Here is a 20,444-nt window from a genome sequence, read left to right as displayed (position 1 = left end):
GGAAAGGGGTGGCCATCGGGCCTTCCTCTCTCTGTATGGGCGGATCGATGAGAATCAATGGCCCGCCGATCGGTTGGAACTTGCCTGGGGGTGTGTTTTCTCAAGCCTTACGTACCCAACCTCAATGTCCTGGAGGGCATCATGAAAAAGACAGCATCGGCACACTGGCAAGGCGGTCTGAAGGATGGCAAGGGATACATCTCCACGCAAAGTGGTGCGCTCAAAGACAATGCCTATGGCTTCAACACCCGTTTCGAAGACACGCCAGGCACCAACCCGGAAGAGTTGATCGGTGCCGCCCATGCCGGCTGCTTCTCGATGGCCTTCTCGATGATCCTCGGCGAAGCCGGCTTCACGCCGGACAGCATCGACACCAAGGCCGAAGTGACCCTGGACAAACAGTCGGACGGCTTTGCCATCACCGCGGTGCACCTGGTGCTCCAGGCCAAGGTGCCGGGTGTCGACGAGCAGAAATTCCAGGAACTGGCCAACAAGGCCAAGGAAGGCTGCCCCGTCTCCAAGGTCCTGAACGCCAAGATCAGCCTGGACGCCACGCTGCAGCAGTGATCCGCAGGTCAGGAGCGGTGTATTCTTGATTCATCCACCGGCCATTGGGCCCTTGTCGAGGAACCGCTCCATGATCCGTCCCCTTCTGGCTGTCGCCGCGTCCCTGCTGGCGACAGCTGCCCTGGCAGCCCCCAAGCCCTGCGAAGAACTCAAGGTCGAGATCGAGGCCAAGATCCAGGCCAGCGGTGTGACTTCCTACACGCTGGAAGTCGTGCCCAACGACGAGGTCCATGATCCCAACATGGTGGTGGGCAGCTGCGAGAACGGTACCCGCAAAATCATCTACCAGCGCAACGACACCTGACCTGTCCGCCTTTTCACGGAATGCAGAACACGTTGCTTGGCTCGTCCACCAGCACCCGGCGCTGCTCGTCGTAGAGCGCCGCGGTCGGCTGCATGGCCGGCGCGCGGGCTTCGAGCCGATAGCGTCTGCCCGCCTCGAACCCCTCGTAGCGCAGGGTGAGGTAGCAGGTCCGGTCGGTCGGATCGGTGGAGAACCCGCCGGAATAGACTTCATAGTCGAAGCGCACCACCAGTTCGTGGCGTCCGGGTGTGACCTGAAAGTAGCGCCCATCTTCCAGGCGCTCGCCATCCAGCCGGTCGGCCATCACCAGCTTGCCGGGAACGAGCGTGCGCAGCTCGACCCAGGCCTGGCCGGGATCCTTGGGCGGCAAGGGGCTGGCGCACCCGCTCAGTACGCCGAGGGCGGCAAGCATCATATACGAGCGCATGGTTTTCATCCTGCTGGCTGTTGCGAGTAGGTCACAGCATAGCGCGCCGTGCGATCAACTGCGCTGACAACCAGCAGGTGCCCCCTGACCCAGCAGGTTCTGCTGCTGGTCGTACAGCTTGACCCAGGGGCGGAAACCGATGCTGCCGGCCTGCAGGCGATAGCGCTGGCCGGCATCGAAATCCTTGAAGGTGAGATTGAGCTGGCAGTCGCGCCAGAGCGACGCTGCATCCGGCCCGATGTTGCTTGGCGCGACGGGAAACTGGTAGCGCACGGTGAGTTCGTGCTGGCCCGGTGGGACTTCGAAGTAGCGCTTGTCGTCCCAGGCGTGATCGTCCACTTCCAGTGCATGCAGCGCGGTGTTCTGTTCGGGGGCCAGGTCCACCCACGCCTGACTCGGGTCTGGCTCGGGCAAGGTGGAACAGCCAGCAAGCAGCATGAGGGCTGCGATGGTGAACCTTGTACGCATTGGCGAAACGTCTCCTGGGCAAGTAGTCTGGCGGCACCGGTGGTTGAGCGAGAGGAATCGCCCCGATGTGCCGACCCGTTCTGCTGCGTTCGAGCCTCGCGGCACTCGACCGCATTTTTGCCCGCTTTGTTCCCCTGTTGATCTGCGGGCTGATCGCCGGTTGCTCCAGCGCGTCGTACTACGGGCAGTTGGCCCAGGGCCAGTGGCAGCTGCTGCGTGCCCGAACGCCGACCACGCAGGTGATCGACGACCCCGCGACCGATCCGTCCCTGCGCCAGCGCCTGGTGCAGGCCGAACAGGCGCGCGTCTTCGCCAGCGACCACCTGAAGCTGCCGGATAATGGCAGCTATCGGGTCTATGCCGACCTGGGCCGTCGGTTCGTGGTCTGGAACGTGTTCGCCACCCCGGCCCTGTCCCTGCAGCCGGTCACCCATTGCTTCCCGATCGCCGGTTGCGTGGCCTATCGAGGCTACTACAGCCAGAGCGGTGCCCGCGGCAGCGCCGCGCTGATGCGCCAGCAAGGGTTGGACGTGTACGTGGGCGGCGTCGAAGCCTACTCGACGCTGGGCTGGTTCGACGACCCGATCCTGTCGACCATGACCGGGTGGGGCGATGAACGCCTGGCCACGCTGATCTTCCACGAACTGTCGCACCAGCGCGTCTACGTGAAGGACGACACTGAATTCAACGAGTCCTATGCCACCTTCGTCGAGCAGGAAGGCAGCCGGCAGTGGCGTCGCGTACGGGGCCTGGCCCCTGTGCCCGAGGGCGAGCGAGGTCAGCGTGAAGCCTTCGTGCAGTTGGTGCTGGCCAGCCGCGAGCGCCTTCAGGCTTTGTACGACAGCTCGCTGGACGCCGAGGCCAAGCGTCGGGGCAAGCAGGCCGAATTCGAGCGGCTGCGCCGCGACTACCGTCAGCTTCGTGACACCCGATGGGGTGGCGTGGGGCGTTACGACGCCTGGATCGAAGGCCCGCTGAACAACGCCACGCTCCTGCCCTTCGGGCTTTACGACCGTTGGGTTCCGGCTTTCGACGCGCTGTACCGCCAGGTGCCGGGCGACTGGGCGCGGTTTCATCAGCGGGTGGAGGCCCTTGGGCGCTTGCCGGCCGCGGCGCGGCACCAGGCCTTGGCCGCCTTGGCTGCCAGTGCCACGCCTTGAGGCCGCGACGGTGGTCTGGGCAAGGCGCTCGAACCGCTAAGCACCATGACCGTGCAGAAATGCCGCATGCAGTTGCGCCAGCGTGTCGAAATGGAAGTCCGGCGACTCGGCCAGCAGCTCGTCGCGGCTGCCGAAGCCGTAGCCGACCGCCACCGCTTGCAGGCCATTGCGGCGTGCGCCGATCAGGTCGTGCTTGCGGTCGCCGATCATCAAGGTCTGGGCCGGGTCCAGGCGCTCCGCTTCGAGCAGATGGCGGATCAGCTCGACCTTGTCGGTGCGTGTGCCGTCCAGCTCGCTGCCGTAGATCACCTTGAAGTGCTGGTCGAAGGCGAAGTGCCGGGCGATCTCGCGGGCGAACACCCAGGGCTTGGACGTGGCGATGTACAGCGTGCGGCCCTGCCCGGCCAGGGTCGAGAGCAACGCAGGCACGCCCTCGAAGACCTGGTTCTCGTACAGGCCGGTGACCCTGAAGCGCTCACGGTAGTGATTCACCGCGTCCCAGGCCGTGGCCTCGTCGAACCCGTAGAACTGCATGAACGCCTGCAGCAGGGGCGGCCCGATGAAGGGTTCGAGCCGGGTCAGGTCGGGCTCGTCGATGCCGAGCTTGGCCAGCGCATGCTGGATGGATCGAGTGATGCCCAGGCGCGGGTCGGTGAGCGTGCCGTCGAGGTCGAACAGGAGGGTGTGCTGGTGCATTGAAGTCTCGGGTCCGGGGATTAGAGCGAGTCGTAGCCTTCGGCCAGGTGCTGGTCCTTGAGCGTGACGTAGTTGTTGGCGCTGTAGCTGAAGAAGGCGCGCTCCTTGTCGGTCAAGGGCCGCGCCTGGCGTACCGGGCTGCCGACATACAGGTAGCCGCTCTCCAGGCGCTTGCCCGGCGGCACCAGGCTGCCTGCGCCGATGATCACCTCGTCCTCGACCACCGCGCCGTCCATGACCGTGCTGCCCATGCCGACCAGGATGCGATTGCCCAGGGTGCAGCCGTGCAGCATGACCTTGTGGCCGATGGTCACCTCGTCGCCGATCAGCAGCGGGAAGCCCTCAGGGTTGAACGGGCCGGCGTGGGTGATGTGCAGCACGCTGCCGTCCTGGACGCTGGTGCGCGCACCGATGCGGATGCGGTGCATGTCGCCGCGGACCACGGTCAGTGGCCAGACCGAGCTGTCTTCGCCGATCGCCACGTCGCCCAGGACGATGGCCGAACTGTCGACGAACGCGCGGGGTCCCAACTGGGGAGTGTGCTGCCGGAAGGTCCGGATGGCCATGTATAGTGCCCCTCTTGAAGCCTGATAGGTGGCCGCCTGCTGCGGTCAGGGTCGATTGTAATTAAGATGGTCCCGTGTTTCTCCTGCCAAGGTATCCCAACGTGAGTGCGAACAACCCGCTCCTGCAGTCCTACGACCTGCCGCCCTTCTCGGCGATCCGTGCCGAACACGTGCTGCCGGCGATCGAGCAGATCCTGGCCGACAACCGCGCCGCCATCGCCCGGATCCTCGAGACGCAAGGCCAGCATCCGACCTGGGCCGGCCTGGTCCTGGCCATGGATGAACTCAACGACCGGCTTGGCGCGGCCTGGAGCCCGGTGAGCCACCTCAATGCCGTGTGCAACAGCGCCGAGCTGCGCGAAGCCTACGAGTCCTGCCTGCCGGCGTTGAGTGCCTACTCCACCGAACTGGGGCAGAACCGCGCCCTGTTCGATGCCTACCAGGCGCTGGCCAACAGCCCCGAGGCCGCAGGTTTCGACGTGGCGCAGACGACTACCCTCGAGCATGCCCTGCGTGATTTCCGCCTGTCGGGTATCGACCTGCCAGTCGACAAGCAGCAACGCTACGCCGAGGTGCAGAGTACGCTCAGCGAACTGGGCAGCCGCTTTTCCAACCAGCTGCTCGATGCCACCCAGGCCTGGACCAAGCACGTCACCGACGAGACGCTGCTCGACGGCCTGACCGATTCGGCCAAGGGCCAGATGGCCGCGGCCGCCCAGGCCAAAGACCTGGATGGCTGGCTGATCACCCTGGAATTCCCCAGCTACTACGCCGTGATGACGTACGCCGCCAACCGCGCCCTGCGCGAAGAAGTCTATGCGGCCTACAGCACCCGGGCCTCGGACCAGGGCCCCAACGCCGGGCAGTTCGACAATGGGCCGGTCATGCGCCAGATCCTCGACCTGCGCCAGGAACTGGCCGAGCTGCTGGGGTACGCCAACTTCGCCGAACTGAGCCTGGCCACCAAGATGGCCGAGTCCAGCGATCAGGTGCTGAGCTTCCTGCGTGACCTGGCCCAGCGCAGCAAGCCGTTCGCGGCCCAGGACCTGGCTGAACTGAAGGCCTATGCCCAGGAACAAGGCTGCGCGGACGTGAGCAGCTGGGACGTCGGCTACTTTGGCGAGAAGCTGCGCGAGCAGCGCTACAGTGTGTCGCAGGAAGCCCTACGCGCCTACTTCCCGATCGACAAGGTGCTGTCGGGTCTGTTCGCCATCGTGCAGCGCCTGTATGGCATCGAGATCAAGGAACTCGACGGTTTCGACCGCTGGCACCCCGAGGTACGCCTGTTCGAGATCACCGAGCACGGCCAGCACGTCGGGCGTTTCTTCTTCGACCTCTATGCCCGCGCCAACAAGCGTGGCGGTGCCTGGATGGATGGCGCGCGTGATCGTCGCCGCACGGCCGCTGGCGAGCTGCAGAGCCCGGTGGCCAACCTGGTGTGCAACTTCACGCCAGCCTCGCCAGGCCAGCCCGCGCTGCTGACGCACGATGAAGTGACCACCCTGTTCCACGAATTCGGTCATGGCTTGCATCACTTGCTGACCCGCATCGAGCACGCGGGCGTGTCGGGCATCAATGGCGTGGCCTGGGACGCCGTCGAGCTGCCGAGCCAGTTCATGGAAAACTGGTGCTGGGAGCCCGAGGGCCTGGCGCTGATCTCCGGCCACTACCAGACCGGTGAAGCATTGCCGCAGGACCTGCTGGAGAAGATGCTGGCGGCGAAGAACTTCCAGTCCGGCCTGATGATGGTGCGCCAGCTGGAGTTCTCGCTGTTCGACTTCGAGCTGCATGCCAGCCATGGCGATGGTCGCAGCGTGCTGGAGGTGCTCGAGGGCGTGCGCGACGAGGTGTCGGTGATGCGGCCCCCGGCCTACAATCGCTTCCCCAACAGCTTCGCGCACATCTTCGCCGGTGGCTACGCGGCGGGGTACTACAGCTACAAGTGGGCCGAAGTGCTGTCGGCCGACGCCTTCTCGCGTTTCGAAGAGGACGGTGTGCTGAACGCCGACACCGGTCGGGCCTTCCGCGAAGCCATCCTGGCCCGCGGCGGTTCGCGTGAACCGATGGTGCTGTTCGTCGATTTCCGTGGCCGTGAACCTTCCATCGACGCGCTGCTGCGCCACAGCGGCCTGAGCGAAGACGCCGCAGCGTGAGCGAGGTGACCGTGAACAAGACCAAGAAGCGCTTCATCGCCGGGGCAGTCTGCCCGGCGTGCAGTGAAGCCGACAAGCTGAAGATGTGGGACGAGGATGGCGTGCCGCACCGCGAGTGCGTGGCGTGCGGTTTTTCCGACACACTCAATGAGCAAGGGTTGTCGGTGCCCAAGGAGCTGGGGACCCGGGTCAACCACCTGTCGCCCAAGGCGTCGGTCAAGGCCCAGGCAGTGCAGACCGTGCAGTTCTTTCCCAATCCGAAGCTCAAGAAACCGGCCGAATGACGTCAGCGTGCCGTCCGGGCCTCGCGCCCGGTCCGGCGCCTGGGCGGTAGATCGTTAGCACATCGCCCTTGCCCCGCGCCTGCAAGCTCGCCTGCTCTTCATTTCGAGCGAGACGATGCTTCATGGACAACCCTCTATTGCAACCCAGTGCAGTGCCCATCGATTACACTGCAATCACCCTGGAGAACATGCGCGAAGCCTTCGATCATGTGCTGCAAGCGCATGAACGCGGCATCGAACACATCATCGTCGATCAGCAGGCCTTGCCCACCTGGGACGATCTGGTCCTGGCCGTGGACGGGCTGGATGCCCAGCTGTTGGGCGTGCTCTATGGCGCCTCACCGCTGCTGGGCAGGGGCCCGGACTGGGCGCAGGCGATCCTCGGTTTCCTTGCCAAGACCACAGCGCGTTTCGATCATAAATTCGCCAACGCCGCACTGCAGGCCCTGTATGCCCGTCTGGCGCAGAGCACGATAGGCCAGCAGCTCGATGCCCAGAAACGGGCCACCTTGCTCTGGCACCTGAAGAAGTTCTCCTCCAGCGGCGTGCTGCTCGCGCCCAGCGACAGGGCGCGCCTGGCCGATATCCAGGCACAGATCCAAACCGCCGGCCTGGCGTTCAGCGAAAACATCAATCGGCCTGGGTTGAGCATCACCGAGGCGTCCAGCCTGGACGGCATTCCACAACGTATCTGTGAGGAGCTGGCTGCACGAGCGCGCGAGGCTGGTGAACCTGGCTGGTTGGTCCCTTGCGAAAGCGTGGCGACCGATGCGGTGCTCAGGCATGCCAAGGACCGTGAACTCCGGGAGCGTGTGTATCGGGCCTACCATCTCCGTGGTGTCAGCCTCGATCCGCAACGGGACAACGGCGCCTTGTTGCAGCAGCTGGCACGCCTGCGTGAGCAGAAAGCCCACCTGCTCGGTTTCGCCAGTCACTTGGAGCAGAGCCTGAAGGACAAGAGCGCGGGGTCGGTCGACCAAGTGCGCGCTTTTCTCCAGGATTTGGCCGATCACGTCCGGCCGGCCATGTTGCAGTGGCATGCGGCGATCGAGCGCCGAGGGGCTACCGTGGGCCTGGCGGCGATACAGCCTTGGGACGTCGCCTACGTGCAGGCGCTCTTCCCTGCCGGCCTGTCCACCGAAGCCTTGCGCGACTACTTCCCACTGAACGCCGTCGTGCAGGCCCTCCAGCAGTTGATACAGCAGTTGTTCGGGGTGGTGCTGCAGCCTCGGCCACTCCCCACCTGGGCGCCCAGCGTGCAGGTGTTCGAGGTGTGGCAGGACCATGCCCTCATCGGCCTGCTCTACCTCGATGCGGTGCAACACGCTGGCAAGCAGGCAGACTCGGTGTTCACCACTTACATCCGTAATCGTCGTGTCGATGCCGAGGGCATTTACCACGTCGCTTCAGTGGCGGTGTTCTGCGATATACCGCAAGCGCTGGACGGTAGCCAGCCCCTGCTGGATCACCTGTCGCTGCGCAAGTTGTTCCATGAGTTCGGCCATGCCCTGCACCATCTCCTGGTCCGTACGAACAACCATGTCCTGTCCAATGTCACCGAGCTCGGCACCGATGGCGTCGAATTGTTCGGCAAACTGTTCGAGCGCTGGGTGTGGGACGCGGACTATCTGGTGGCGATCTCTTCGCACCAGCAGGACGGACACCGGCTTGCCCAGGCTCACATCGAGGCGTACCTGCACGCGTTGCGCCAGCAGAGCGTGGAGGAGACCGCGCACCACCTGAGCCTGGCGTTGTTCGATATCGACCTGCATGCCACACCGAACGATGGGAGAAGCCTCGAGCAACGTCTTGGCGACGCCCGAGAGCGATGCGGACACTGGCCCCTGGCCGAGTTCGAGCATCCGGCCCACGCGTTCGAACACTTGGTCATGGGGTACGATGCAGGCTACTACGCCTACCTGTGGTCGGATGTCCACGCCTTGGACCTGTTCACCCGCTTCGAGTCCCGCGGCTTGCTGGATCGGGCAACCGGACGCGCACTGCAGGAAGCCTTGTTCGAACCGGGAACCTCGCGCCCGCTGTACGAAGGCATGGAAGCGTTTCTGGGGCGTCCGCCAAGTTCGCAGGCGTACTTGCGTTGGCATGGACTGGCCTGATCGGCGGCGCTGAAGCGAGCGTGGCCCACGCCTTGAGGCTGCACAGGGACAGGGTCTCAAGGGTGGGCCATGGTCGCGTCAACCTCGCGCAACGACCGTGGCATGGCCCATGGCTTATCCAACCGTGCAGCGTCCGCGAGCGGCATCAGTGCCGTCATGGCTCTTTGGTCATTGATGTTTTTTTGCTACTGTTCAGAGCCCGCCTCTTCGCGCTGGAAGACTTGTGCTAGAGCACCTGAATTCAGTTTCAGTTAAGTTTTCCTCGGTAGCGTAGGAAATCAGTCCAAAGCGACTGTGATTTTTGCCGTGAACGTGTCATCCAAGATCTGCATGGCCTGCATACATCACCGGTAAAATGGACTTGCCCACCTATCGTCAAGAGGATGAATCATGCCCGTCAAGGACCCATCCAAGCCGGCTCCGACCGTACCGGTCGAGAGCGCCGATGCCGCCCTGAAGCAGATCGTCGACGGCTTCCTGCGCTTCCACCACGAAGTGTTCCCGGAGCAGGAGGCGCTGTTCAAGAAGCTCGCCACCGCCCAGAAGCCGCGCGCCATGTTCATCACCTGCGCCGATTCGCGCATCGTGCCTGAACTGATCACCCAGAGCTCGCCCGGCGACCTGTTCGTCACCCGCAACGTGGGTAACGTCGTTCCCCCTTATGGCCAGATGAACGGCGGTGTTTCCACGGCGATCGAATACGCCGTGATGGCACTGGGTGTTCACCACATCATCATCTGTGGTCACTCCGACTGCGGTGCCATGCGTGCGGTGCTCAACCCGCAGTCGCTGGAGAAGATGCCGACCGTCAAGGCCTGGTTGCGTCATGCCGAAGTGGCTCGAACCGTGGTCGAGGACAACTGCTCCTGCGGCACCGAGCACGAGAGCATGCAGGTGCTCACCAAGGAAAACGTCATCGCTCAGTTGCATCACCTGCGCACCCACCCTTCGGTCGCCTCCCGTCTGGCTGCCGGACAGCTGTACATCCACGGCTGGATCTACGACATCGAGACCAGTCGCATCGAGGCCTACGATGCCACCACCGACAGCTTCCTGCCGTTGGGCGAAGGTGACACCGTGCCTTGCGCCACGCCAAGAGGGCGCTACTGAGCGCGCCTGACACGCTGAACCTCTTCTGCTGACCGGCCGCCCTCTTGGGCGGCCGGGTCTTCGCTGCCCTGAACCCTTCGAACAGCCTGCCGACGACCTTGGCGGTCGACGCCTGCGCGCCGTTCGGAAGCCCGTGCCCATGACCGCTGGAAGGGTCGAGAAAACCGAGAAAGGAGCAACACGGTGAACATGACACAGATGAAAGCGGCCCTGCCGCGTGAGCTGTTGGCGTCGATAGTGGTCTTTCTGGTCGCCCTGCCCTTGTGCATGGGCATCGCCATCGCCTCGGGCATGCCACCGGCCAAGGGGCTGATCACCGGGATCATCGGTGGCATCGTCGTAGGCTTCATGGCAGGGTCGCCGTTGCAGGTGAGCGGCCCGGCCGCCGGGTTGGCGGTGCTGGTCTTCGAGCTGGTGCGCCAGCACGGAATCGCCATGCTGGGGCCGATCCTGCTGTTGGCGGGCCTGCTGCAATTGCTGGCCGGTCGACTGCGCCTGGGGTGCTGGTTCAGGGTCACGGCTCCGGCCGTGGTCTACGGCATGCTGGCCGGGATCGGTGTGCTGATCGTGCTCTCCCAGGTGCACGTGATGTTCGACACGGCGCCCCAACCCTCCGGCATGCAGAACCTGTTGGGCTTCCCGTCCACGCTGGCCACGGCGCTGCCCGTGGAGCACGGCAGCGGCGCCTGGCAGGCCGGTCTGCTCGGCCTGGGCACCATCGCCCTGATGTGGGGGTGGGAACGCTGGCGGCCGCAGCGCCTGCGCTTCGTTCCCGGCGCCTTGCTGGGCGTGGCGTCGATGACCGTGATCAGTCTGCTGCTGGCGCTGCCGGTCAACCGCGTCGAGGTGCCCACTGACCTGTCTCAGGCCATCGACTGGCTACGCCTGGACGATCTGTTCAGGCTCGCTGACCCCAGTCTGCTGATGGCGGCCGTGGCGCTCGCTTTCATCGCCAGTGCCGAGACCCTGCTGTCGGCGGCCGCCGTGGACCGCATGCACAGCGGGCCGCGGTCGGACTTCGACCGTGAGCTGTCGGCGCAGGGCATCGGCAACATGCTGTGCGGCGTATTGGGCGCCCTGCCGATGACCGGGGTGATCGTGCGCAGCTCGGCGAACGTGCAAGCGGGTGCCAGGACGCGAGCGTCGGCGATTCTGCATGGGGTATGGTTGTTGGCGTTCGTCGTCGTGCTGAGCAGCGTGCTGCAGCAGATCCCGGTGGCCAGCCTGGCAGGTGTGCTGGTGTACACCGGCGTCAAGCTGGTGGACTTCAAGGCCTTGCGAGGCTTGCAGCGCTATGGTCGCTCGCCGGTGCTGATCTATGCCGCGACCGCTTTGGCCATCGTCTTCAGCGATCTGCTGACGGGCGTGTTGCTGGGCTTTGCCTTGACCTTGCTCAAGCTGGCGTTCAAGGCGGCACGCTTGAAGATCAACCTGGTGGACCTGCCCGAGACCGGGCACAAGGAGCTGCGACTGAGCGGCGCGGCCACCTTCCTCAAGGTGCCTGCACTGACCCAGGTCCTGGAAAGCGTGCCGGCAGGCACGACCCTGCACGTACCCCTGACCCACCTGACCTACATCGACCATGCCTGCCTGGAACTGCTCGAGGACTGGGGGCGTGCCAACCAGGCGATGGGCACCCGGCTGTTGATCGAGCAGCGCGGTCTGAAACGACGAACCGAGGGACGCTTGCGCACGGCCGTGCGGGTCTGATGCGCCTCGATGGCTGAGCGGGTCTGGCGCCCTGGGTTCACCCCCAGGGCGCCAAGCCTGGCTGCAGGCGTCAGTCTTCCTCGACCACCGTCACCTTGGGCGAGGCGGGCCACGTACCGGTCAGGTTCATCGTTCGGGTGCCGCCGACCCACTGCGTCAATGGCGTGTTCCACTCCCGCACGTGAATTTCGTTGGCCCCCAGGTTGACGAACTCGACGACCACCTTCAACCGAGTGGCCGAGAGCGGGATGTCGTTGAAGTTGGCCGAGCTGCCGCCCAGCACGGTGGCGGCTCTTTCCTCGCGGCCTTTGGGGGTGTCGTAGCTGACATTGACCTTGGCGATGTAGGTCGTGCCCGAGCTGGCCTTGCTGTCCACGTGCAGTTTCAGGCTGCCCAGCTTGGCGATCCAGTTGGGCATCAGCAATCGGCTACCTGCGAACGAGGCAAAGCCATAGGCGATCGGGATCGGCTGTGTGGCGATTTCACCACTCTTGGCCGGCAGCGTATGGGTTTCCACGGCCGAGCTGTCATGGGTCAGGATGAAGCTGGCCTTGCCCGTGCCGACGATACCCTGGTCACCCAGCAAGACGTTCAAGCCGCTGGCCGTGCCGGACAGCGAGAACGTGGCACCCTTCTTCTTGGCGCCGGCATTGATCCCGCTGCTGGCATAGATGACGTTGGTCACCACCCCGAAGCCCTCGGAAATGCCCTGGTCGGTGGCCATGCCCACTCGCTTGGCCTGCTCGTGCAGCCAGGCGTAGTGCTGTTCGATCAGCCCCAGGTCGCTCAGGCGTTGCTCGGAGTGAATGGCGAACTCCGAGGCGATGGAGGCTTCGTTCTCGAAGCGCCATTCCACGGCCGTGTCGGGCTTGACCTGCACGCCTGTGGCGGGGTCCACCACCGTGCCGCTGACCGTGGCTTTGGTTTCACGGCGGCGCACGTCCTTGGAGCTGATGTTCCATTTGCGACTTTGCGCGACGGTCAGGGTATCGACGTTCGGCAGTGCATCCTTGACCAGCGTGAACTCACCGGTGGTCGGGTCGACGAGGCCGACCGCGCCGGGCTGGATGATCGGATTCAGCGCCCAGTTGCCCCACAGGGTGGAGCGACTGCCGCGCAGCAGGTCGGTGAAGAGACGGTTCCAACGGATTGCCATGGGTGTCTTCCTGTCTGGTTGAAAAGGCCATCGCACGATGGCCACCAGACGCTAACAACCCGGGTCGACCCGGCGTCAGCAGGAGCCTCTTCCCGGAACACCCTGACGGGGAGAGGCTCAGTGCAGCGTGCCGAGGGTCAGGTCGACGTCCAGCTGTCGCGACAGGCAAGGCCAGCGCTGCCAGGCAGCGCCCGTGGCCGGGTTGTTCAGGGCGGCACGGTAGCGCTCGACAGTGTCCAGGGCGAAGCTGTCGTCGTCGAGCAACTGGTCCACGGAATGGTGCACCACTTCGTCGAGTCGGTTGGCGAACGTCTCGCCGATCAGTTGATGCGCGATGAGGTTCGCCACGGTGGTGTCGAGGGGAATCAGCGGCTGCTGAAAGTGCCGGATGTACAGGTCGTTCACTTCCTCGACCAGACGGTGGGCAAGGTAGGCTTCATCGAGCAGCCCGTCGAGGCCGGCCTGGCCATCGATGCAGTCGGGCGGCTGGAGAAAATAGGCCTCGGCGATCTTCAGCACAGGCTTGATCTGCGCCTCGATACCCGCCTCGCGTGACACGGCATGGGCGGCTTGCAGCAGCTCCGGCACCTGCTCGATGTAGGCGCTGACGAAGCGTTCCAGTGTCCCTGAGGCATCCTGTGCAGGGAGTTGAATGGCGCGGTGCAGGTGGGGCACTTGCTGCCCCAGGCGCAGACGAAGCTGGCCAGTACGGTCTTCGTGTTGGTGGGCAAGGGTGATCTGCTCGCGCAATGCGGCGATGTTCATGGGGACTCCGGGCAGGTATTACACAGGGAAGACACTAAATTAGCTCGCTGGACGGGAAAGCTAAGATGGAATTGTTATAGATTGTCATATTTATGACGCCAACAGGCATATGACAGAGCGTGTGTCGATAGAGTGCCCTGATCCAGGCAGGTTTCATGGAGGCGGCGCAAGCGAAAACGCCGGTTGCATGAGCGGGTCCGAATCCTCACCCTTGCAGTTTGCAGCTCACTCTCCTTCCAGGCCCCCGCCATGACCCGCACCCAGAAAACCGTCTTCACCCTCTTCGGCCTGTTGGCGCTGATCGTCTGTGTATTCGCCGTCCGTTTGACCGGTGGCGCCGGTCAGGCCAGCAGCACCGAGCTCGCGCGTGCCGGGATCATCCTGTTGCCACAAAGCCGTGGCCTACCGCCCTTGCAGATGACCGATCAGCAGGGGCGGTCGGTCGCGCTGGATCAGTTGAAAGGCACGTGGTCGTTGGTGTTCTTCGGCTACACCTACTGCCCCGACATCTGCCCGACCACCCTGGCCCAGCTTCGACAGATCAAGCACCAGCTGCCGCAGCACACCGTCGATCGCTTGCGGATCGTACTGGTCAGCGTCGATCCGGCACGCGATACCACGGCGCAGCTCAAGCAATACCTGGCGTACTTCGACAAGGATTTTCTCGGCGTGCGCGGCTCGATCGAGGACACCCGCACCCTGTCCCAGGCGCTGAGCATCCCGTTCATACCGGCTGACACCCGCACGCCTGGCTATACCGTGGATCACAGCGGCAACCTGGCGATCATCGGCCCGGATGGGCGCCAGCGCGGGTTCGTGCGCGCACCTTTCGATACGGACAAGCTGGTAGCGCGCTTGCCAGGGCTGGTAGAGGGCGAGTGATCGGCGTAGACCGAGCCGCCTTCGACGGACGACTCGGGGACCGTGGCGAATGGGCACGACGGGCGTCGTGCCGCGCGGTCAGAAGGCGGGGACCACGGCGCCTTTGTACTTCTCGTTGATGAACTGCTTCATTTCGGGTGAATGCAGGGCATCGACCAGCTTCTTCATGGCGTCGCTGTCCTTGTTGTCAGGGCGCGCGACCAGGATGTTCACGTAGGGCGAGTCATTGCCTTCGATGACGAGTGCGTCCTTCTTCGGATCGAGCTTGGCTTCCAGTGCATAGTTGGTGTTGATCAGCGCCAGGTCGACCTGGGTCAGCACGCGTGGAATGGTCGCCGCTTCCAGTTCGCGGAACTTGAGGTGCTTGGGGTTCTCGGCGATGTCCTTGACGGTGGACAGGATGTTGCCGTGGTCCTTGAGGGTGATCACGCCCGCCTTGTCCAGCAGCAGCAAGGCGCGCCCACCGTTGGTGGCGTCGTTGGGAATCACCACGGTGGCGCCGGACGGCAGTGCGTCCAGGCTCTTGACCTTGTCCGAGTAGGCGCCGAGAGGCTCCAGGTGCACGCTGGCGACGCTGACCAGATTGGTGCCCTTGGCCTTGTTGAACTCATCCAGGTACGGCTGGTGCTGGAAGAAGTTGGCGTCCAGGCGCTTTTCCGCCACCTGCACGTTCGGCTGGATGTAGTCGGTGAACTCCTTGACCTTCAGCTCCACGCCCTCTTTGGCCAGCTGTGGCTGGACGAACTTGAGGATCTCGGCATGCGGTACCGGGGTAGCGGCGACCGTGAGGGTCTCGGCCTGGGCCGAGAAGGCCGCGACCGCGGCGGCGATAGCAAGCAGCTTTTTCATTGACACTCCTTAGAGAGAGCCTTTTGGCTCTCGACCGACCGGGTTGGGTTCACTTGCGAGAAAAATGCACGACCAGCCTGTCACCGATGCTCTGCAGCACCTGCACCAGGATCAGCAGCAGGACCACGGTGACGACCATGACATCGGTCTGGAACCGCTGGTAACCGAAGCGAATGGCCAGGTCGCCCAGGCCACCGGCACCGACCACACCCGCCATGGCGGTGTAGGAGACCAGGGTGATGGCGGTGACGGTGATCGCGGCGAAGATCCCAGGGCGCGCTTCCGGAAGCAGCGCATGGGTGATGATCTGGCGCGTCGTCGCGCCCATCGCCTGGGTCGCTTCGATGATGCCGCGGTCCACTTCACGCAGTGCCGTCTCGACCAGTCGGGCGAAGAACGGGGTGGCGCCGACCACCAGTGGTGGAATGGCCCCGGCCACCCCCAGCGAGGTGCCGGTGATGAGCACGGTGAACGGGATCATCACGATCAGCAGGATGATGAACGGCAACGAGCGCAGCACGTTGACCACCAGCGACAGCAGCGCGTAGACGCCTTTCTGTTCGAACATCTGCCGCGGGCCGCACAGGAAGAGCAGCACACCCAGCGGCAGGCCCAGCAGCACGGTGAACAGCAGCGAGCCGAACAGCATGATCAAGGTGTCGACCGTGGCCAGCCAGATCTCGGCCCAGTCGACGTTGGCGAAGAAATTCAGAGCGTCCATCAACGCAGTACCTCCATATGCACGTCGGCGGCCGTGAAGCGGTCGAACGCCGCGTCCATGTCGCCACCGGTCACGGCCAGCGTCAACTGCCCATAGGGAACGTCTTTGATGCGGTCGATGCGTCCTGCCAGGATGCTGTAGTCGACCCCGGTTTCACGGGCGACGGTGCCCAGCAGCGGCGCGTAGGTGGCCTCGCCCTGGAAAGTCAGGCGGATGATGCGCCCGGGCACGTGCTCGAAGTCATCGCGTTGCTCGCCTTCGTCGACCTGCTCGTCTTCCTGCACGAAACGGCGGGTGGTCGGGTGGGTCGGGTGCAGGAACACATCGGCCACGGCGCCCTGCTCGACGATGCGCCCGGCGTCCATCACCGCCACGCGGTCGCAGACCCGGCGGATCACGTCCATCTCGTGGGTGATGAGCACGATGGTCAGCTTCAGCTCGCGGTTGATCTCGGCCAGCAGCTGCAACACCGAGGCCGTGGTCTGCGGGTCGAGCGCGCTGGTCGCCTCGTCGCACAGCAGGATCTTGGGCCGGGTGGCCAAGGCACGGGCGATGCCCACGCGCTGCTTCTGGCCGCCGGACAGTTGCGCGGGGTACTTGCGGGCGTGGTCGGCCAGGCCGACCCGGGCCAGCAGCTCGTTCACGCGCTGGTCGATCTCGCCACGTGACAGCTCGCCCGCCAGCGTCAGTGGCAAGGCCACGTTGTCGGCGACGGTCTTGGAGGCCAGCAGGTTGAAGTGCTGGAAGATCATGCCGACCTGCTGGCGGAAGCGCCGCAGCTGGTTGGCATCGAAGGCGGTGACATCCTCGCCATCGACGATGATGCGGCCGCCGGTCGGCGCCTCGAGGCGGTTGATCAGGCGCAGCAGCGTGCTCTTGCCCGCGCCGGAGTGGCCGATCAGGCCATAGACCTGGCCATCCTCGATGACCAGCTGGGTCGGCTGAAGCGCCGGAATGTCCCTGCCGCCAACGCGGTAGGTCTTGTGAACATCTTGAAACTCAATCACTTAGCGAACCTTGTGGGGCGCATGAATGGAGGTCGGCGGTAGGCCGGGTGGCGCATTTTAGCCTTTTCCGTCAGACGGTCTTAGCATTTATTTGAGGCTGAACCCCAGGCGTGGGCATCACGCGACGGTTGGCATGTCCGACGGAACGCTTGCCCGGCCCCATCAGTCACTAGCTGGACAACGTCCGAATGGGCGGCCTGAATACCGATGGGGAGAGCCGAAAATGGCCAGTAAGCACACGGATACACCCAAGCACAGCGAGCTCGCCGGCACACAGACGCCGGATCGTGCCAACACCAATGAGAAACTGCAGACGCTCGAAGCGTTCCGTAGCGATGCCACTGGCCAGGCACTGCGTACCAACCAGGGCGTGAAGGTCTCCGACAACCAGAACACGCTCAAGGCCGGTGCGCGCGGGCCGTCGCTGCTCGAAGACTTCATCATGCGCGAGAAGATCACCCACTTCGACCACGAGCGGATCCCGGAGCGTATCGTCCATGCCCGTGGCACCGGCGCCCACGGCTACTTCCAGAGCTACGGTAACCATGCCGAGCTGACCAAGGCCGGCTTCCTGCAAGACCCCGAGAAGACTACGCCGGTCTTCGTGCGTTTCTCCACCGTGCAGGGGCCGCGTGGTTCCGGCGACACCGTGCGCGACGTGCGTGGCTTCGCCGTCAAGTTCTACACCGACGAAGGCAACTTCGACCTGGTCGGCAACAACATGCCGGTGTTTTTCATCCAGGACGCGCTGAAGTTCCCGGACTTCGTGCACGCGGTCAAACCCGAACCGCACAACGAGATCCCGACCGGGGGCTCGGCCCACGACACGTTCTGGGACTTCGTCTCGCTGGTGCCGGAGTCGGCCCACATGGTCGTCTGGGCCATGTCCGACCGCGCCATTCCGCGTAGCCTGCGGATGATGGAAGGCTTCGGCGTGCACACCTTCCGCCTGATCAACGCCGACGGCGTGGCCACCTTCGTCAAGTTCCACTGGAAGCCCAAGCAGGGCGTGCATTCGGTGCTGTGGGACGAAGCCCAGAAGCTGGCCGGCAAGGACACCGACTACCACCGCCGCGACCTGTGGGAAGCGATCGAGACGGGCGATTACCCCGAGTGGGAGCTGGGCGTGCAGATCGTGCCGGAAGCCGACGAGCACAAGTTCGACTTCGACCTGCTGGACCCGACCAAGATCATCCCTGAAGAGCTGGTACCGGTAACGCCCCTGGGCAAGATGGTGCTCAACCGCAACCCGGACAACTTCTTCGCCGAGATCGAGCAGATCGCCTTCTGCCCCGGCCACATCGTGCCTGGTATCGACTTCACCAACGACCCGCTGCTGCAAGGGCGTCTGTTCTCCTACACCGATACCCAGATCAGCCGCCTGGGCGGCCCGAACTTCCACGAGATCCCGATCAACCGCCCGGTCTCGCCCAACCACAATGGCCAGCGCGACGGCATGCACCGCATGACCATCGACAAGGGCCGTGCGGCCTACGAGCCGAACTCGATCGACGGCGGCTGGCCGAAGGAAACCCCGCCGGCCGCACGCGACGGTGGCTTCGAGACGTACCAGGAGCGCATCGACGCACGCAAGGTCCGCGAGCGCAGCGACTCGTTCAGCGACCACTTCTCCCAGGCGCGCCTGTTCTACAAGAGCATGAGCCCGAACGAGCAGCAGCACATCATCAAGGCCTACAGCTTCGAACTGGGCAAGGTGGAGCGCGAATACATCCGTGCACGTCAGGTCAACGAGATCCTCGCCAACATCGACCTCGACCTGGCCGCTGCCGTGGCCGAGAACCTGGGTCTGCCGGCGCCGACCCAAGGCACCGTGGACGTCAAGCAACCGAGCCTGACCACCTCGCCGGCCCTGAGCCAGATGAACCACCCCGGCTCCGTCGGCATCAAGGGCCGCAAGATCGGCATCCTGGTGGCCAATGGCGTGGAAGGCGCCAGCGTCGATCGCCTGGTCAAGGCTTTCGAGGCCCAGAGCGCCCGTGTGCTGTTGCTCGGCCCCTCCTCGGCGCCGGTGAAGACGGCCGAAGGCAAACAGCTGCCGGTGGATGCGTCGATGGAAGGCATGCCGTCGGTGATGATCGACGGCCTGTGGGTGCCGGCCGGTGATGCGGCGATCAAGGCCCTGGCGGGTAGCGGTCTGGCCAAGCACTACCTGCTGGAGGCATACAAGCACCTCAAGCCGATGGGGCTGGCCAGCGGCGCCAAGGATCTGCTCGACAGCCTGGGTCTGCAGCAGGACAAGGGCCTGTTGCTGGGCGACGACCAGAAAACCGTGGATGCATTCGTCAAGGTGCTGCTGGAGCACCGCGTCTGGGCGCGTGAGGCGGCAGCCGAAGCCATCCCAGCGTAACCGACGAAGCGCCGATCGCGTTGAGCGGTTCGGCGCTTCGACAGGGTATTCGTGCAGTGGCCGCCTTCGGGCGGCCATTGTTCGTTTGTGAGGAGCGCGTTCGTTGATTGGCAGGCTGTACTGGTTCTGGTGGGGGGTGGGCTTGCCAGCGACAGGGCCCGTTCAAGCGTCGCCTGCATTGCGGGCAAGCCCGCTCCCACAGGAGGGTGTGTAGCCTGTGCTTTCTGGCGGGCTGTAATGGCTTTGGTGGGCTTGCCAGCGACAGGGCCCGTTCAGGCGCCGCCTGCATTGCGGGCAAGCCTGCTCCCACAGGAGGGTGTGTAGCCTGTGCTTTCTGGCAGGTTGTACTGGCCCTGGTGGGAGCTGGCTTGCCAGCGATAGGGCCCGTTCAGGCGTCCTTACTGCTGGTGCGGTACCAACACCACCTGCGCCGGCAACGCACGCTGAATTTCGTGCCGCTGACGCAGTGCAAAGTCAGGGTCGATCTGCGCCACGCGCTTGCGCAGCAAGGTCTTGAGCCAAGGTGCATCCTGCTTGCGCGGCACCTGGAACACCACTTCGCACTGGTAATTCACCACGTCGGCAGCGATCGCATCGAGCTGGCGGCGCATGGCCTGGATGTCGGTGGTTTCCAGCGCGATCACAGTACTGGGGGCGGTCGGGTCGATCACCCGGGCCTGGGGCTTGGATTCGGCGGCCTTCAAGGCGGCTTCGGCCTTTTCCAGCTCGGCCTTGCGTGCATGCACCAGGGCACCGTTGGTACCGCCGGTCAGCGCCGGCGCCTGCGGCATCAACGTGCGCGCACGGGCCAGGGCCGTGGCGGCCGCGTTGACGTCGCCCTTCTGCAGGACGATCTGGCTGCGTTGCAGGTAGGCTTCGGCCAGTTGCCGTTGGAAGGACTCCAGGCGTTCGTCATCGGCCGCCTGCGCTTGCAGGGTGCTCAACTGGTCTTCCGCCGTGGCCAGCTCGTTGCGGGTGATGCTGTCCTGCAGTTGCTGCCAGGGATCCGCCTGCGGTGGTGCGGACGCAGGCTCGACCGGCGCATGGGAACACGCCGCCAGTAGCAGGGAAAAGACGGCAAGGAGCAGATAACGGGTAGCGAACGGCTTCATTCCTGCGACTCTCTGATTGCGC

General features: G+C 64.5%; 20 protein-coding genes. 10 read left to right on the top strand and 10 right to left on the bottom strand.

Translation table 11 applies throughout. From position 1 onward, the window contains the following. Positions 1 to 141 precede the first annotated feature (141 nt). Both G7Z99_RS15265 and G7Z99_RS15260 read left to right on the top strand, forming a co-directional pair. Positions 142 to 567: an OsmC family protein gene (locus G7Z99_RS15265; RefSeq protein ID WP_181095193.1), complete on the top strand. Its 426-nt coding sequence runs from the start codon at positions 142 to 144 to the stop codon at positions 565 to 567. A 70-nt stretch (positions 568 to 637) separates the two neighbouring features. Then, complete coding sequence (locus tag G7Z99_RS15260; RefSeq protein ID WP_181095191.1) at positions 638 to 871, top strand: DUF1161 domain-containing protein; 234 nt, start codon at positions 638 to 640, stop codon at positions 869 to 871. Between the two features lie 13 nt (positions 872 to 884). Here G7Z99_RS15260 and G7Z99_RS15255 read toward each other — a convergent pair whose 3' ends face one another. After that, positions 885 to 1,298, bottom strand: coding sequence for a PA0061/PA0062 family lipoprotein (locus tag G7Z99_RS15255; RefSeq protein WP_181095189.1), 414 nt, complete (start codon positions 1,296 to 1,298; stop codon positions 885 to 887). 54 nt (positions 1,299 to 1,352) lie between these two features. Next, entirely contained in the window at positions 1,353 to 1,766 is a 414-nt protein-coding gene (locus tag G7Z99_RS15250) for a PA0061/PA0062 family lipoprotein (RefSeq protein WP_181095187.1), read from the bottom strand. Positions 1,767 to 1,831: 65 nt separating this feature from the next. On the opposite strand from G7Z99_RS15250, the gene G7Z99_RS15245 reads away from it, so the two are divergent. Further along, positions 1,832 to 2,926, top strand: coding sequence for an aminopeptidase (locus tag G7Z99_RS15245; RefSeq protein WP_181095185.1), 1,095 nt, complete (start codon positions 1,832 to 1,834; stop codon positions 2,924 to 2,926). 36 nt (positions 2,927 to 2,962) lie between these two features. Here G7Z99_RS15245 and G7Z99_RS15240 read toward each other — a convergent pair whose 3' ends face one another. Both G7Z99_RS15240 and G7Z99_RS15235 read right to left on the bottom strand, forming a co-directional pair. Further along, positions 2,963 to 3,622 carry an HAD family hydrolase gene (locus G7Z99_RS15240; RefSeq protein WP_181095183.1) on the bottom strand — a complete coding sequence of 220 codons (660 nt, stop codon included), beginning with the start codon at positions 3,620 to 3,622 and terminating at the stop codon, positions 2,963 to 2,965. Positions 3,623 to 3,642: 20 nt separating this feature from the next. After that, the gene (locus G7Z99_RS15235) at positions 3,643 to 4,188 is read right to left on the bottom strand and encodes a gamma carbonic anhydrase family protein (protein ID WP_181095181.1); all 546 of its coding nucleotides are present in this window, start codon (positions 4,186 to 4,188) and stop codon (positions 3,643 to 3,645) included. A 101-nt stretch (positions 4,189 to 4,289) separates the two neighbouring features. Between G7Z99_RS15235 and prlC the strand changes: the two genes are divergently transcribed. The 5 genes from prlC to G7Z99_RS15210 all read left to right on the top strand — a co-directional run bounded on the left by prlC (position 4,290) and on the right by G7Z99_RS15210 (position 11,562). After that, positions 4,290 to 6,341 (top strand): oligopeptidase A, encoded by a 2,052-nt coding sequence (prlC, locus tag G7Z99_RS15230; protein ID WP_181095179.1) that lies wholly within the window; start codon positions 4,290 to 4,292, stop codon positions 6,339 to 6,341. Further along, positions 6,338 to 6,625 carry a YheV family putative zinc ribbon protein gene (locus tag G7Z99_RS15225; RefSeq protein WP_181095177.1) on the top strand — a complete coding sequence of 96 codons (288 nt, stop codon included), beginning with the start codon at positions 6,338 to 6,340 and terminating at the stop codon, positions 6,623 to 6,625. The genes prlC and G7Z99_RS15225 overlap by 4 nt, the downstream gene beginning before the upstream one ends. Positions 6,626 to 6,747: 122 nt before the next feature. Further along, entirely contained in the window at positions 6,748 to 8,742 is a 1,995-nt protein-coding gene (locus G7Z99_RS15220; RefSeq protein ID WP_181095175.1) for a M3 family metallopeptidase, read from the top strand. A gap of 390 nt (positions 8,743 to 9,132) precedes the next feature. After that, positions 9,133 to 9,852: a carbonic anhydrase gene (locus tag G7Z99_RS15215; protein ID WP_060395481.1), complete on the top strand. Its 720-nt coding sequence runs from the start codon at positions 9,133 to 9,135 to the stop codon at positions 9,850 to 9,852. 189 nt (positions 9,853 to 10,041) lie between these two features. Then, positions 10,042 to 11,562: a SulP family inorganic anion transporter gene (locus tag G7Z99_RS15210; RefSeq protein WP_375139160.1), complete on the top strand. Its 1,521-nt coding sequence runs from the start codon at positions 10,042 to 10,044 to the stop codon at positions 11,560 to 11,562. A gap of 70 nt (positions 11,563 to 11,632) precedes the next feature. Here the strand turns inward: G7Z99_RS15210 and G7Z99_RS15205 are convergent, their stop codons facing one another. Together G7Z99_RS15205 and G7Z99_RS15200 are read right to left on the bottom strand one after the other, a co-directional pair. Continuing rightward, a complete protein-coding gene (locus tag G7Z99_RS15205; protein ID WP_181095172.1) occupies positions 11,633 to 12,718 on the bottom strand; it encodes a hypothetical protein in 1,086 nt (361 codons plus the stop codon). A gap of 117 nt (positions 12,719 to 12,835) precedes the next feature. After that, complete coding sequence (locus G7Z99_RS15200; protein ID WP_181095170.1) at positions 12,836 to 13,483, bottom strand: hypothetical protein; 648 nt, start codon at positions 13,481 to 13,483, stop codon at positions 12,836 to 12,838. 249 nt (positions 13,484 to 13,732) lie between these two features. Between G7Z99_RS15200 and G7Z99_RS15195 the strand changes: the two genes are divergently transcribed. Next, the gene (locus G7Z99_RS15195) at positions 13,733 to 14,365 is read left to right on the top strand and encodes an SCO family protein (RefSeq protein WP_181095168.1); all 633 of its coding nucleotides are present in this window, start codon (positions 13,733 to 13,735) and stop codon (positions 14,363 to 14,365) included. A 78-nt stretch (positions 14,366 to 14,443) separates the two neighbouring features. Here the strand turns inward: G7Z99_RS15195 and G7Z99_RS15190 are convergent, their stop codons facing one another. The 3 genes from G7Z99_RS15190 to G7Z99_RS15180 are packed head-to-tail and all read right to left on the bottom strand — an operon-like array spanning position 14,444 to position 16,942. After that, the gene (locus tag G7Z99_RS15190; RefSeq protein ID WP_181095167.1) at positions 14,444 to 15,214 is read right to left on the bottom strand and encodes a MetQ/NlpA family ABC transporter substrate-binding protein; all 771 of its coding nucleotides are present in this window, start codon (positions 15,212 to 15,214) and stop codon (positions 14,444 to 14,446) included. Between the two features lie 49 nt (positions 15,215 to 15,263). Then, a complete protein-coding gene (locus G7Z99_RS15185; RefSeq protein WP_060395475.1) occupies positions 15,264 to 15,935 on the bottom strand; it encodes a methionine ABC transporter permease in 672 nt (223 codons plus the stop codon). After that, the gene (locus tag G7Z99_RS15180; protein WP_181095165.1) at positions 15,935 to 16,942 is read right to left on the bottom strand and encodes a methionine ABC transporter ATP-binding protein; all 1,008 of its coding nucleotides are present in this window, start codon (positions 16,940 to 16,942) and stop codon (positions 15,935 to 15,937) included. The genes G7Z99_RS15185 and G7Z99_RS15180 overlap by 1 nt, the downstream gene beginning before the upstream one ends. 223 nt (positions 16,943 to 17,165) lie before the next feature. On the opposite strand from G7Z99_RS15180, the gene katE reads away from it, so the two are divergent. Further along, on the top strand, positions 17,166 to 19,310 hold the full coding sequence (gene katE, locus G7Z99_RS15175) for a catalase HPII (RefSeq protein WP_181095164.1): 2,145 nt from the start codon (positions 17,166 to 17,168) through the stop codon (positions 19,308 to 19,310). A gap of 398 nt (positions 19,311 to 19,708) precedes the next feature. On the opposite strand, the gene G7Z99_RS15170 is transcribed toward katE, so the two are convergent. Next, a complete protein-coding gene (locus tag G7Z99_RS15170) occupies positions 19,709 to 20,422 on the bottom strand; it encodes a PA5502 family lipoprotein (RefSeq protein ID WP_181095162.1) in 714 nt (237 codons plus the stop codon). Positions 20,423 to 20,444 lie beyond the last annotated feature (22 nt).

The sequence above is a fragment of the Pseudomonas entomophila genome (genome assembly GCF_013523165.1).
In the GTDB taxonomy this organism is placed as follows: Bacteria; Pseudomonadota; Gammaproteobacteria; order Pseudomonadales; family Pseudomonadaceae; genus Aquipseudomonas; species Aquipseudomonas entomophila_A.
This window is presented reverse-complemented; position numbering and strand designations above follow the sequence as displayed.

Bases quoted from the DNA above. Each gene is read 5' to 3' on its own strand.
- G7Z99_RS15185 (WP_060395475.1), bottom strand. From the start codon at position 15,935: ATGGACGCTCTGAATTTCTTCGCCAACGTCGACTGGGCCGAGATCTGG.
- G7Z99_RS15200 (WP_181095170.1), bottom strand. From the start codon at position 13,483: ATGAACATCGCCGCATTGCGCGAGCAGATCACCCTTGCCCACCAACAC.
- G7Z99_RS15265 (WP_181095193.1), top strand. From the start codon at position 142: ATGAAAAAGACAGCATCGGCACACTGGCAAGGCGGTCTGAAGGATGGC.
- G7Z99_RS15240 (WP_181095183.1), bottom strand. From the start codon at position 3,622: ATGCACCAGCACACCCTCCTGTTCGACCTCGACGGCACGCTCACCGAC.
- G7Z99_RS15190 (WP_181095167.1), bottom strand. From the start codon at position 15,214: ATGAAAAAGCTGCTTGCTATCGCCGCCGCGGTCGCGGCCTTCTCGGCC.
- G7Z99_RS15250 (WP_181095187.1), bottom strand. From the start codon at position 1,766: ATGCGTACAAGGTTCACCATCGCAGCCCTCATGCTGCTTGCTGGCTGT.
- G7Z99_RS15245 (WP_181095185.1), top strand. From the start codon at position 1,832: ATGTGCCGACCCGTTCTGCTGCGTTCGAGCCTCGCGGCACTCGACCGC.
- katE (WP_181095164.1), top strand. From the start codon at position 17,166: ATGGCCAGTAAGCACACGGATACACCCAAGCACAGCGAGCTCGCCGGC.
- G7Z99_RS15205 (WP_181095172.1), bottom strand. From the start codon at position 12,718: ATGGCAATCCGTTGGAACCGTCTCTTCACCGACCTGCTGCGCGGCAGT.
- G7Z99_RS15220 (WP_181095175.1), top strand. From the start codon at position 6,748: ATGGACAACCCTCTATTGCAACCCAGTGCAGTGCCCATCGATTACACT.
- G7Z99_RS15210 (WP_375139160.1), top strand. From the start codon at position 10,042: ATGACACAGATGAAAGCGGCCCTGCCGCGTGAGCTGTTGGCGTCGATA.
- G7Z99_RS15255 (WP_181095189.1), bottom strand. From the start codon at position 1,298: ATGCGCTCGTATATGATGCTTGCCGCCCTCGGCGTACTGAGCGGGTGC.
- G7Z99_RS15195 (WP_181095168.1), top strand. From the start codon at position 13,733: ATGACCCGCACCCAGAAAACCGTCTTCACCCTCTTCGGCCTGTTGGCG.
- G7Z99_RS15170 (WP_181095162.1), bottom strand. From the start codon at position 20,422: ATGAAGCCGTTCGCTACCCGTTATCTGCTCCTTGCCGTCTTTTCCCTG.
- G7Z99_RS15260 (WP_181095191.1), top strand. From the start codon at position 638: ATGATCCGTCCCCTTCTGGCTGTCGCCGCGTCCCTGCTGGCGACAGCT.
- G7Z99_RS15215 (WP_060395481.1), top strand. From the start codon at position 9,133: ATGCCCGTCAAGGACCCATCCAAGCCGGCTCCGACCGTACCGGTCGAG.
- G7Z99_RS15235 (WP_181095181.1), bottom strand. From the start codon at position 4,188: ATGGCCATCCGGACCTTCCGGCAGCACACTCCCCAGTTGGGACCCCGC.